The sequence below is a fragment of the Pseudanabaena sp. UWO311 genome (assembly GCF_006937785.1).
Classification (GTDB): domain Bacteria; phylum Cyanobacteriota; class Cyanobacteriia; order Pseudanabaenales; family Pseudanabaenaceae; genus Pseudanabaena.
Genome location: NZ_SJEE01000005.1, coordinates 156,603 through 169,604, shown reverse-complemented (window position 1 = coordinate 169,604; position 13,002 = coordinate 156,603). Strand labels below are relative to the sequence as shown.

At 41.9% G+C, this 13,002-nt stretch carries 11 protein-coding genes; 4 read left to right on the top strand and 7 right to left on the bottom strand.

Features of this window, described 5'->3' with window-relative positions:
* Window positions 1–152: 152 nt before the first annotated feature.
* Both PseudUWO311_RS06570 and gshA read left to right on the top strand, forming a co-directional pair.
* Window positions 153–1,322 (top strand): DUF3095 domain-containing protein, encoded by a 1,170-nt coding sequence (locus PseudUWO311_RS06570; RefSeq protein WP_142654399.1) that lies wholly within the window; start codon window positions 153–155, stop codon window positions 1,320–1,322.
* A 155-nt stretch (window positions 1,323–1,477) separates the two neighbouring features.
* Window positions 1,478–2,623 (top strand): glutamate--cysteine ligase, encoded by a 1,146-nt coding sequence (gene gshA, locus PseudUWO311_RS06565; protein WP_142654398.1) that lies wholly within the window; start codon window positions 1,478–1,480, stop codon window positions 2,621–2,623.
* Window positions 2,624–2,914: 291 nt separating this feature from the next.
* Here gshA and PseudUWO311_RS06560 read toward each other — a convergent pair whose 3' ends face one another.
* The 5 genes from PseudUWO311_RS06560 to PseudUWO311_RS06540 form a co-directional block, all read right to left on the bottom strand.
* Window positions 2,915–3,652, bottom strand: a complete 738-nt coding sequence (locus PseudUWO311_RS06560) for a methyltransferase domain-containing protein (protein WP_142654397.1) — start codon at window positions 3,650–3,652, stop codon at window positions 2,915–2,917.
* 80 nt (window positions 3,653–3,732) lie between these two features.
* Window positions 3,733–4,848 carry a type III polyketide synthase gene (locus PseudUWO311_RS06555; RefSeq protein ID WP_142654396.1) on the bottom strand — a complete coding sequence of 372 codons (1,116 nt, stop codon included), beginning with the start codon at window positions 4,846–4,848 and terminating at the stop codon, window positions 3,733–3,735.
* Between the two features lie 526 nt (window positions 4,849–5,374).
* Window positions 5,375–7,081 (bottom strand): NAD+ synthase, encoded by a 1,707-nt coding sequence (locus tag PseudUWO311_RS06550; RefSeq protein ID WP_142654395.1) that lies wholly within the window; start codon window positions 7,079–7,081, stop codon window positions 5,375–5,377.
* 168 nt (window positions 7,082–7,249) lie between these two features.
* A complete protein-coding gene (locus PseudUWO311_RS06545) occupies window positions 7,250–7,870 on the bottom strand; it encodes a CPP1-like family protein (RefSeq protein ID WP_142654394.1) in 621 nt (206 codons plus the stop codon).
* 165 nt (window positions 7,871–8,035) lie between these two features.
* Window positions 8,036–8,734 carry a Uma2 family endonuclease gene (locus PseudUWO311_RS06540; RefSeq protein WP_142654393.1) on the bottom strand — a complete coding sequence of 233 codons (699 nt, stop codon included), beginning with the start codon at window positions 8,732–8,734 and terminating at the stop codon, window positions 8,036–8,038.
* 264 nt (window positions 8,735–8,998) lie between these two features.
* On the opposite strand from PseudUWO311_RS06540, the gene PseudUWO311_RS06535 reads away from it, so the two are divergent.
* Window positions 8,999–9,991, top strand: a complete 993-nt coding sequence (locus PseudUWO311_RS06535) for a sodium-dependent bicarbonate transport family permease (RefSeq protein ID WP_142654392.1) — start codon at window positions 8,999–9,001, stop codon at window positions 9,989–9,991.
* An 80-nt stretch (window positions 9,992–10,071) separates the two neighbouring features.
* Window positions 10,072–10,377 carry a P-II family nitrogen regulator gene (locus PseudUWO311_RS06530; protein ID WP_142654391.1) on the top strand — a complete coding sequence of 102 codons (306 nt, stop codon included), beginning with the start codon at window positions 10,072–10,074 and terminating at the stop codon, window positions 10,375–10,377.
* Between the two features lie 149 nt (window positions 10,378–10,526).
* Here the strand turns inward: PseudUWO311_RS06530 and murJ are convergent, their stop codons facing one another.
* Together murJ and PseudUWO311_RS06520 are read right to left on the bottom strand one after the other, a co-directional pair.
* A complete protein-coding gene (gene murJ / locus PseudUWO311_RS06525) occupies window positions 10,527–12,221 on the bottom strand; it encodes a murein biosynthesis integral membrane protein MurJ (protein ID WP_142654448.1) in 1,695 nt (564 codons plus the stop codon).
* A 314-nt stretch (window positions 12,222–12,535) separates the two neighbouring features.
* Window positions 12,536–12,835 carry a 2Fe-2S iron-sulfur cluster-binding protein gene (locus PseudUWO311_RS06520; protein WP_103668014.1) on the bottom strand — a complete coding sequence of 100 codons (300 nt, stop codon included), beginning with the start codon at window positions 12,833–12,835 and terminating at the stop codon, window positions 12,536–12,538.
* Between the last annotated feature and the right edge of the window lie 167 nt (window positions 12,836–13,002).

The window sequence follows — 13,002 nt, the reverse complement described above, 5'->3', positions numbered from 1 at the left end:
GCCATAGCATTTTAGAGATGAGCAAAGTTCAATAGACAAGTATGACAGCCAACTGGCGGTTATACTTGTCTATTTTTTATTGATAAAATAGAGATAATTTGCTCGTATTCAGGTTTATAGGCATGAATATTTAAGAATATCAACGAATAACCATGAATACTGAAAATTTTTATGCCGATCTACCTTTTCTTCAGAATTTTGCTGATATTACCCATAGTGAGAATTTTTACGCAGTTCCCAGTGACTGGGCAGCGATTATTACCGATATTGCTGAATCAACAAAAGCGATCGAGGATGGCAGGTACAAAGATATTAATCTCTTAGGTGCTTGTTCAATTATTGTGATTTTGAATATAGTTGGAGAATTAGAGATTCCCTTTGTATTTGGTGGTGATGGAGCATCTATTCTCATCCCCCCCCCATTTATCCCAGAAGTAGAGCAAGCATTGTTAGATGTGCAAAAATTAGCAGCAGATGAATTTAATCTTTTACTACGCATAGGTATTGTCCCGTTATCGGCAATTACATCAAACTATGAAATTAAGGTTGCAAAACTCCGTATCTCCGAAAACTATGACCAAGCGATCCTCAGGGGCGGCGGCATCAGCTATGCGACACGTTTGGTCAAGGATCAAGCAACAACGGATTTGTACAGTCCTAGACACAAAAACTCTTATCCGATCGCGGATTTCTCTGGTTTAGAATGCCGTTGGCAGGATATTCCCACACGCCATGAAGAGATTCTCAGTTTGATCATATTTGTGACCGCACCAAGTCAAAGCCAAGTTGATAATCTCTACCGAGAGGTAATTAACCAAATTGATCGCATTTATGGAAAAGGCACAGAATGCCATCCTGTAGTATCAGCAAATTTACAACTTGCCTTTGGGGAAAAGAACTTATCATCTGAAACCCGAGTCTTTACGGCTTCTAAGAATTGGTTGAAACGAATTTTATACCTATGGAAAATACGCTTGATTAATTTGTTTGGTAATGTTCTGATGTCTTTAAACATCAAAACTGGGCAATTTAATTGGGGTGATTATAAACAAATAGTTTCAGAGTCCACCGACTTCAAAAAATTTGATGATGTCCTGCGAATGGTTATTTCTGGAACAACTCAACAGCGCAAGAAAATAATTGATTATTTAGAAAAGAAATTTCAAGAAGGTCGTTTAGTATATGGCTTTCATGTATCCGATCGCGCTCTGATGACTTGCTTAGTCTTTGAGCGCGATGGTCGTCAAGTCCATTTTGTAGATGGCGCTGATGGTGGTTACGCATTGGCCGCAAAAAAGATGAAAGAACGCATGAAGAGTTAGAAAAGCAGGGCTCACCCTATTCAAAACAGAGAAAAGGGACGCAAAACGTCCCTTTTCTCTGTTTAGGATTTTGGTTTGTATGTCCTAAGGCATCTTTAAAGCGATCGCATTGCAAGGTAGGCTAGTGATAGTGACTATAGCAAAAGGAAACTCCCGTGCTTTTATCAAAAGGCTTTGAAGTGGAAATCTACACCTCTACACAGACGGGGGATGTGGTGGGCTTTAGCGATCGCATTGTGGCTAATCTGAATGGGTTTGTGCGTGAACCAGATAGCCGCAACGTTGAATACATTACGCCACCTTTTCATAAGTATGAGCCGTTGTTAATGGCATTGGTGGAGCCACGTCAGAAATTACGCAGCTATTTGCGATCGCTTGGTGATTACACTTTGATGCCGGGGAGTACACTTGCTTTGGGTGGGGTTGATCATTTCTATCGCTCTGATCCACAAAATCCTTATCACACCTACATCGAACAGACCTATGGTACTAATGTAGTCACAGCAAGTATTCATATTAATGTCGGTATCCCTGACTTAGAGTCACTAATTGCTGCCTGTCGCTTGATCCGTCTGGAAGCACCTCTCTATCTTGCTCTTAGTGCCGCTTCTCCATTCCTTGATGGCAAAGCTACTGGATTTCATTCTTCGCGCTGGCAGATGTTTCCTAAAACACCGAAGCTAGTTCCATTATTTAGCAGCCATCGTCATTTTGTGGAATGGACAGAACAGCAATTACAGTTAGGCACGATGCAAAATGTGCGTCATCTCTGGTCGTCGGTGCGCCCGAATGGCGATAATCGCCCTTACAATCTTAATCGTTTAGAGTTACGAATCTCTGATTTAGTTATCGATCCAGTCGCATTACTTGCGATCACTGCTCTTTTAGAAATGCGTCTCAATCAATTTCTCGAAGCTGGGATAGGGTCAACTCTTGATCCACTTGCGCCCAATGCGACCAAGTTCACACCCGATGAACTGGCTACGATCGCTGATCAAAATGAAGTTGCCGCTGCAATCAATAGTCTCGATGCAGTTTTGACCCATTGGCAAACTGGCGAACAAATTACAGCAAGGGAATGGATTGCTAATCTCTATGAAGAGTTGCGATCGCGTGCTAAGGATAATGGAGTCTGGTGTTTCCTATCGCCATTACAAAAGATTCTCGAACAAGGTAATGAAGCTCAACGTTGGTTGGCGGCTTATCACAATGGCATTAGTCCGAGACAAATCATGACCGATGCGATCGCATCTGCGGAACAAATGGATAAGGAACTAGCGGAGGCTTTGTTGTTATCTTAAGGATTGAGAGCGCTTTGTTCTCTCAATCCTTAAGGTTCTAATTTAAAGTTAATTCGGTTATATAGAAGAACATTGGATAGCTAAAACGTGATTGACGTATTGACATCTTTTTGGTCCCTATGAAATGGACGTTTTATTACCCATCACTCATTAATACCAATTCACAAAAGTGTGGCAACACTTCTGTGAATTAAAAAACAAACCCAGTAGGGGTTTTAAAAACACAACATGGCTTAGCCATGTTATGTTTTGGTATAACTGTCCAATGTCCGCAAACAAGATTTACTGAAGTTAAACTTTTATTGTGTTCATGACCCAGCGAAAGGCGTAGCGCCATTTGAGCGCGAAATTAATCAATCCTGCGGATTCGGCGATGCTTTTTAATTCAGAGGATTTGAATCCGCGCAAAACCGAAAGCGGGGCATCATTGCGAACCATCTGCACAGCAGGTAGTAGCCTTGTTAGCGCATAGATTCCATAATAGGCAAAAGGATGACGATGTAAATCATTAATTAGAATGCCATGCTTCGAGATCCGCTGCATTGATCGCACAATTTGTGCTGCATTCTCATGGGCAAAATGATGTAAAAACATTGCGGCGATCGCCACATCAAACTCCTGATCAGCATAGGGTAGAGCCAAAGCATCCGCAACTTCCACTTTGATTTTTGCTTGTAGATCTGTTGGCAATCGCTTTTTTAAAGCTTCACGGGCATAATCCACCGTGACAGGATTAGCATCGATCGCCACAATCTCTACATTAATTACAGGAGATTGAGCCGCCGCCCAACGCACAATATATTCAGGAAAATCGCCAATACCAGTACCAATATCAAGAATGCGTGTTGTTTGATTTGATTGCGATCGGGCTTTGAGAAAGGGCGCGAGGATTTCCATCGTAGTTGCATATCCGCCCAGTAGTTGATTGATCGGGCGCAGTTGCTCTAATGCGTCAGTAAGTCGCTCATCCTGAATTGAAAAATCATCCATCAATTCATCTTGATTAGTACGGATTTGGAATGAAGGCATATATGTTCCTAATTGTGTGAATTATTGCCCTACAATGTAACGCCCGCTGCGCGGGCGTTACATTGTAGGGCTTTATACGCTTAGACTTTTTGAAATAGACAGCCTTCAATCGATAATCCAGGGCCAAAGGCTAAGGCAATCCCATTTTGAAAGGGAGCAGACACTCCTGATTGATGCTTATCTAAAATCTGTTTGAGGATAAATAAAATTGTCGGCGAACTCATATTTCCATAACGGCGCAAGACCTCAAAGGAATCAGCCACCATGAGATCGCTAAGTTCACAAGCTGATTGAATATTTTCAATAATCTTTCTTCCCCCTGGATGAATTGCCCAAAAATCCAGATCATTGGTCGTGAGATGATGTTGCTTTAAGAAAGCTTGTAAATAATCAGGTAGATGCGATACTACTACTTCAGGAACCTTTGGTGATAAGCCCATCAAAAAACCAGTATCACCGATTGTCCAATTCATTAGTTCTTCAGTGTTTTCAATTAGCAAACTATATCCATCGGTGTAAGCGAGCTTTCCTTCCGCTTGAGCAAATGGACTTGAAGTCAAAATCGCGGCAGCAGCTCCATCGGAAAAAATGGCATTGATAATTGTATTCTCTAAGGTGTCAGCGACTTGAAAATGCAATGAACATAGCTCAACGCAGACTAAGAGAACTTTAGCTTGGCGATCGCTCTGACAGATGGCATGAGCAGTTCTGAGTCCATTAAAAGCTGCATGGCAGCCCATAAAGCCAATCATTGTACGCGAAACAGTATAGGAAAGTCCCAAATGCTTGATGAGGTGAATATCAATGCCAGGGGCAGAAAAGCCAGTACAACTGACGACGATTAAATGGGTGATGTCTTGAGTATTAAGATTTTCGGCTTCAGCGATCGCTTGTTGTGCTGCTTGCAGAGTGATTTTCGGTGCATAGGTTTCATATTTTTGATTGCGGCTAAATGTAGTTGGTGTGGGCTTGAGTTCCCAATTATGAGGATATAATTCAAAATTTTGGAGATCGCCACCATAGTCTGAAATACAGCTAAAGCGATAATCGATTCCTGAATTTGCATAAATCGATGGAATTCTTTTTCTAATGGAAGCGGATAAACTTTCTGTCTTTAACATAAAGTCAGCAGCTTCTGCCTGTGTTAGTTTATAAGGTGGATTCGCGGTAGCGATCGCTTCTAAAACTGTATACATTTAGTTAAGCCCAATATAACGAATATCAAATTAAACTTTTCACTTTTGCCGTAGGCAAAGCGATGTAATTTGCTTTACAAATACTTTTATAGAAACAATCTGAAAGATTAAGAACCCATTCCTTATAGCTGTTTACAATCAAACAAAGCTCAATAAAATTTTTAATACCAAAACACAAAATGGTATAGCCATTTTGAGGATTGAAACCCTGTAAGGGTTTTAATTCTCAAAAGTATGACAACACTTCTGTGAATTGGTATAACAGTGTCGCGAAGTAACATTGTTAAAAATTTACTGGATTGAGCTTAATCGTAAAGAGCTGGAAGGAATAAATATACAAATCAATCGTTAGGTGCAATAGCCTTAGCCTTACATTGTATATCTTTCTCAATATTCCTGTCTGAGACTCCTTACTCCCACAGATAGAGATGTCAACAAGTTCTTTGAAATCGATAGCAAATATCAATTCAAAATAATTTTTGAGAATTACGTTCGTAGGATGTGCTGCTCAAAAAAGCTCAAAAGTCTATAATGAGGTGACTTTACTGGCGATAGGCATCCTCCAACCAGAGCCAAAAGCGCGATTAGTTATTTTCAATCCTGGGGCAGCTTGACGGCGTTTAAACTCTGCGATTTTGACCAGACGCACTACGCGATCGACGATCGCTGACTCATGCCCTGTGGCAATAATTTCCGCAGCAGCGAGATGTTGATTAATCAGCTTGTGCAAAATATCATCAAGGATGTCATAGGGAGGAAGGGAATCTTGATCTAGTTGATCAGGCTTGAGTTCAGCACTGGGCGGCTTGGTAATAATATTCACAGGAATTACTTCAGAGATTCCTTGTTTAATCGATAAATTAGAATTAGTACGGTTTAGCCATTCACAAATAGAGAATACTCTTGTTTTGGGGACATCTGCGATCGCCGCAAGCCCACCATTCATATCACCATAAAGTGTGCAGTACCCCACTGAAACCTCTGATTTGTTACCTGTAGAAAGGAGTAAATGACCAAACTTGTTAGAGATTGCCATCAGCAGACTACCGCGAATTCTCGACTGCAAATTCTCTTCAGTCACATCACTAGTTTGCCCCGCAAATAGATTGGCAAGACTAGCGTCAAAGGCTTCCATCATTGGCTGAATTGGAATTGTTTGCGTAGAGATTCCTAAGTTATGAGCCAAGGCGATCGCATCGGTAATTGAATGTGTAGAACTGTAGGGAGAAGGCATCAGTACCCCTAACACATTCTCTTTGCCAATTGCCTCTGCTGCGATCGCGGCTACTAGAGCCGAGTCGATGCCGCCACTCAAACCAATCACCACCTGACGAAATCGACATTTCTGGACGTAGTCACGCACACCAAGCACCAGAGCCGCAAAAATTTCTGCGTCATCACTTTCATATCTGGATGAATCAAGGCTTACCTCATCTAGATTAATTACCAGCAAGTCCTCTTCAAAGCTCTTCCCACGGGTAATTATTTTGCCATGGCGATCAAATGCCATACTCCGCCCATCAAAAATTAGATCATCATTTGCCCCGACCTGATTAGCATAAAGCAATGGCAAGTTATGCATGATCGCACTATGACTTAGCATCGATTCGCGTAACTTCTGCTTACCAACCGCATAGGGTGAAGCCGATAAATTAAGCAGCAAATCTAATTCATGATTCGTGGCTAGTTCAGCAACAGGATCATCAGCATAGTTACGCTTTCCCCAAAATTTTTCATCATTCCAAATATCTTCACAAATGGTTACACCTATATTTAGAGAGGCTCCCCCTTTCAGATTGAGTGTAAAAACATTGCTCCCATTTCCCACCGCAAAATAACGATCTTCATCAAATACATCATAGGTTGGCAACAACCGTTTATGAAAAACTTGCTGAACCCTGCCATCTTGCAATAGGGCTGCACTATTAAATAGAGGTTTTCCTCCCGATTGATTAGCCTGAGGGTTTACTGATACTGTTCCCACTAGCACTGCAACATCGGGGGGAAGTTTACTAGCAAGCTCAGCGATCGCAGTTTCCATATCGCGCACAAATTGATGATTCATCAACAAGTCACGAGGTGGGTAGCCACAAATTGACAGCTCAGGTGTCAGCACTAGCTGCACCCCTTGCTTAGCTAATTTCTGGACAGCAGTTAGGATGCGATCGCAGTTACCGAGCAAGTCACCAATTACGGGATTAAGTTGTGCGATCCCAAAAAATGTAGGTGACATAAGTGTTTTATTTTTTTGAAGTTATTAGTGATTGGTCGTTAGCTTTTAGCTTGTCCAAATATATTTTAAAAGCCCTGCTTTGCAAGGCTTTTAAAATATATTTGAGTTTACCAAAGATTGCAAAGCAATCTAAACAGCTAACAGCTAATCACTAGCGGCTTATCGCTTTTATCTTAAGAAACAAGCATGAAGCCACATCACCAACAAAATAATTACTGTCTGGATCGGACTAGGGAAAAATCCACTTCCTACTAAACGGGATACTATTAAAACTTGATTAGTTAAAGTTGCTAACAATACTCCGACAGTAATTCCTGATAGGGATATCAGCAAAGCACGTCCAAATCGATTTTCTTTGCGGGTTAGCAAAATAACACTGGCAATCAACCCAAACGATAGCCATGTAGTCGTGACTGCGGGTATGAAAAAGCTGACTGCACTAAGTCCCGCAAAAATTCCTAGAGAAATATAAATATCTTTTTGGCTAGGGCTGTCCCATAATCTCGACAGCCAAGATGGGGCGCGACGCTGTGTATTATTCTGGAGAGAAGCGGGGATCGCCGCTGATAGCCGTTCAGGATATCGAATGCGATCGGGGACAGCGATCTTGCCTTCTTTTCGGGCGCGTAGACGATCCATGAGGATGGCATCGTAAGCAACCTCGATAATTTCTTGTTGAGACTCATCCCCCTCACTTTCGCGCAATAGGCGATCGCGTGCATCGCGCACTTCTTCAAAGGAGGCTTCGTCGTTGACTCCTAATTTTTCGTAGGGAGTTGGTTCGCTCATTTTTCCAACTATGAATGTTTAAAGGAAGGTAAGCAACTAAATTAGAAAATAGTATGCAGTTTAATGTCTAAAGATAGTATAGCGCCTCATTTAAAATACTCATCGAATTTTATAAACCCGAAAAGAGAGTTGAGGCTCGAAACGCCTCAACTCTCTTTTCGGGTTTTAGAGTGCAAAGCGCTGTAATAGCCATGACCCAACTTCAGATTGAGATTTTTCGCGACTGAGTTTTAGTGCAGCTTCGAGATCAGCGATCTCTAGTCCACCTAATAATTTAGATGAGGTAATTTGACGACTGCCCCCATTTTCTAACATTTCTAAGGCGATAATTTTCACCTCTTGGACATCAATCACCCAATATTCACTAGTACCTAACTGCTCATACAGCAAGCGCTTCTTCCCTAAATCATCATTGATTGTGGAACTAGATATTTCAATCACCAAATTTGGTGCAGGAGATTCATCGAGACTGACGATGGAACTACTGCGAGGTGCGCGGGCTGAAACTTCACCAATGTAGTACGAGATGTCTGGCTGACAGCCTTTACATCCTGTTTTGACATAGCTGCAATTGGTCAAACCTCTCGCAGGAATATTTTTTAATGTGCAGTATAAACTAATCGCAAAGATGATCAGAGTATTGTCATCAGCATGTTCTGAACCCACAGGCATAGTTTCAATCCTCATTTGCTTAATTTGATTAGTGTCGTAATAGCAACGAGATTCTGCATACAGAGGATTTTCGAGAACCTGCACAAACTCGTCCCACGTTGCACTAACCCACTGATCAGTGATGAGTTGCTGGGATCGTGAATCTGCTAAGTTTTCCTTTTGTTTGATAGGGGGAGGAGCGATCGCTGTCATTATCAAATATTCTCCCAAAACAAATACTTTACTTAATGATATCAAACCCAAAATACTAAAGGAGTTGGAAAGCAATGCTTTCCAGCAATTCAAATTATGAAAACAATTTTGTTAATGAGAATTGCTGACTGTCTTTAGTCTTTCGGATTAAAGGTGTGTTTCTCATAACGCATTTCCGATAGCGATCGCCATACAATTCTGTAGACTGACATGATGTACGAATTGTTTTAAGAAAATCCTTTTATTTTTAATGGATCTGTCCAAATGGATTTAGACCTAATTGTTTCTAATGTTCTTAACCCGCCAATCCTGTTCTTTTTTCTGGGCATGTTAGCGGTGTTGATTAAATCAGATTTAGAAATTCCACCGCCAATTCCAAAATTGTTTTCGCTGTATCTGTTGTTAGCGATCGGCTTTAAGGGCGGTGTTGAGCTAGTTAAAAGCGGTATCAACCAAGAAGTGATTTTGACTATGGCAGCAGCAATCCTAATGGCTTGCATCGTACCAGTCTATTCATTTTTTATTCTCAAGATCAAACTTGATTCTTACAATGCGGCGGCGATCGCCGCAACCTATGGCTCGATCAGTGCGGTTACCTTCATTACAGCTAGTTCATTTTTGGGGCAGTTAAACATTGCTTTTGATGGCTATATGGTAGCGGCTTTAGCGCTAATGGAATCTCCTGCGATTATTGTGGGACTGATTCTTGTGAGCTTATTTACAGCCGAGGAAAAAGCCAAAAAAGGTGAAACTAGCGAATTTGCATGGTCAGAAGTACTCCGTGAAGCTTTTCTGAATAGCTCTGTATTTTTGCTCGTTGGTAGTTTGATCATTGGCTGCTTGACTGGCGAAAGAGGCTGGCATGTGCTGTCACCTTTTACGCAAGATATGTTTTACGGTGTGTTGACCTTCTTTTTGATGGATATGGGCTTAGTCGCCGCCAAACGAATTAAGGATTTGCAAAAAACAGGTGTTTTCTTAATAGCCTTTGCGATTTTGATGCCAATTTTGAATTCAGGTGTGGGCATTGCGATCGCTAAGTTAATTTCCATGTCACAGGGCGACGCGCTATTATTTGCCGTCCTATGTGCCAGTGCTTCGTATATTGCTGTGCCGGCCGCCATGCGTCTGACTGTACCCGAAGCCAATCCTAGCCTCTATGTGTCAACTGCTTTAGCCGTCACCTTCCCCTTCAATATTATTGTCGGGATTCCTCTGTATATGTACGTAATTAATATGTTTTGGGTCACAACTTAGACGATATGGGCGCAGCAAAACGCCTGCATTCGTTTGGGTTTAGGCAAGAAATTTAGTAGGAACTTATTAGAAATAAAATTATGCAAGCTGTTAAAAGAATAGAAATTGTATCTGATTCTGTTGAGTCGCACAAAATTATCAAGGTTTTAGAAAAAGTTGGGGTTTTAAACTATACCGTGATTCGGAATGTCGTCGGTAAGGGAGTTAGTGGCACGAATTCGGGCGATCTAGATATGAGTATGTTGGAAAATGACTATGTGATTGCTTTCTTTTTGGAAGAAAAAACGAAGACTTTAGTTGAAAAGCTGAAGCCAGTTACCAAAAAGTTTGGCGGAGTTTGTTATATCTCTGACGCAATGGCTATTAATGCGGCAAGTGCTACCTAATACCAAATCACAAAATGGCATAGCTATTTTGTTGATTAAAAACCTTACTGGGTTTGGTTTTTAATCAACGAAAGTGTGACAACACTTTCGTGAATCGGTATAACCCAAATAAAGAAAGACGGAAAGAAGCTCAGCCTTTCTTTATTTGCCTAACGTGAAAACCGACGCTTGATTTGATTGGTGAGAGCTTTGATTTCAGGGATTTTCATTTGGACTGCGATCGCACCAAAAATAGTAAACCCGATCGCACTGGCGAGCGCTAAACCACCCAACTCTGCACCAAATTTTTCTACAGTGCCGAAGCTATCAAAATTCTTGCTCAGCAAATGATAAATGCCCCAACTTGCGCCACCTGCGATCACACTGGCGATGACTAAACCCAAGAGGGTTTTGCTCCAGCTTTTTAGGGGCATCCCATTCAGACGGCGATCGAGGAAATACATCATCGCAATCATGGAGAGTACATTCACTGATACTGTCGCCAAAACAATTCCTGCTGCGCCAAATCTTTGGACTAATAAATAATCAAATAGTCCATTCAGGAAAATATTGACAATGCTAATTTTAAATGGTGTATCACCATCGCCAAGGGCATAAAACACACGCACCAACACATCGCGCCCTAAGTACACAAACATGCCTACCGCATAAGCCATTAAAACTACAGCAGTGAGCTGCGAAGCCTCAGCATCGAAAGCATAGCGCTCATAAACCACCTGAGAAATCGGCAAAGCCAGTGCTACCATCACTGCACTAATTGGCAACATCGTAAGAGCCGTGAGCATTAATCCTTGACGAATACGTTGTTTCAGTTCGTCCCAATTTTCGGGATCAGTTAGCTTTGAGAGAACTGGAAACAGCGGTACAAGGATCACATTCGACAAAATCCCCAGAGGCGTTTGCACTAATAACCCCGCATAGCCCATTGCCGACACCGCCGCCGCCGCATCAGGGATGAAAGAAGCAAAAAATAAATCTGTCCAGACGTTAATTTGTAGCATCCCCGATGAAAAAGTGGCGGGGATCATAATTTTTAAGACTTCTTTGACTTCAGGACGCTGAAAGTCAAACCTTAGCTTAAATCCACCCATGCCAGCTTTGAGCTGAACAGGTAATTGCACCAGCCATTGCAGAACTGCTCCTGCTAGAGTTGACCAAGCGAGCACCGCACCGCCTAGCACCGCATTTTCTGGTAGTAAAATCTTGCTGCCCATTGCCACAAACAAGCCGCCGATGCCAATGAGTACTGTCAAGCTAGAAAATATAGGGCTGACAGAAGGCAACCAGTATGCGTCAGCAGCATTTAAAGCCCCAAATCCGATCCCCACTAGTCCTGCCAAAACTGCCATTGGAGCCATGATCTGAAACTGTTGGATCGCAATGTCTTTAGTAATCTTTAGGTTTTGAATAGTTTCAGGGGTAATTCCTTTTGCGAGTAAATCTGCTTCTGGGATAAATAATCCAGGGGCGACCAAATGCATCAATGGTTCAGCAAAAATTACTAGCGCAACACTCACCAGTAATAGAATCCCTGTAACGATGGTGGTGATGCTATCGATGATTGCGGCAACTTCTTTGCGATCGCGCTTGGCTAAAACACTAACGATCGCGCTATGAAATGGCCCATTAATGCCGCCAAGTAAGATTAGCAAGAAGCCTGGAATCACGTAGGCGAAGTTGTAAGCTCCGTAGGCAGTACCGTTTCCAAAAGCTGCCGCGATCGCCACTTGACGCAGTAATCCAAATATTTTGCTCAACAAAGTTGCGATCGCCACAATCGTAGCGATATTCAGTAGCGATCGCTTAGCAGACTTTGCAGTGGATTGTAATTCCTGCGTTTCCATGTCGATTTCTTCTTCGTTGCCAGACAAAATTGGTGATGCCTCTTTGCTGTTTAGACTTTTTAGACTTTGAGAAATGTATCATCAAAATACCACTCAGATTAAAGCTTGCATCAAAAACCAGCAATTCTAAATTATGAAACCAGTTTTGGGTTTCCCAGCGCCGCAGGCGCTGGGAAACCCAAAACTGGTTTTTCGAGCCGCAGTCTGGTCTTTTGAAAACCAGTGTTTAAAATGACAATTAACGAAAAAACTCCGAGCGTTGCACTTAAAGTACTAGCGATCGGAGCTTTTAAAAAATTTATGAAAAGAAGCGATTAGTAGAGAGCTTCTTCTTGGTGGGTCAAGATTTCACAATCAGACTGAGCATAGGTTACGCAAAGGAGAGCGTATCCAGCTTCGATTTGCTCGTCATCCAAGAAGGACTGATCGCCTTGATCAATCTCACCCTTAACGATTTTGCCAGCACAAGAAGAGCAAGCACCAGCGCGGCAGGAGTAAGGAAGATCGATTCCTTGAGCTTCAGCAACATCAAGAATGTACTCATCAGAAGGAACTTCGATAGTCTTATCAAGCCCTTCAGCTTCATTAATCAGTCTTACTTTGAAGGTAGCCATGTATGTAATAAACCTCTTAAAGATTGCAGCCAAAAAAATAAACGAGAGCCTGAACTTATACCTAATTAAAGGTGGTCAACCAAGTTACGTTTATCTCAATCACCCACAAGGGTATCAACACGCATCATATCGTTCTTGGCAACCAAGCGAACAATTAGCTTTTTATT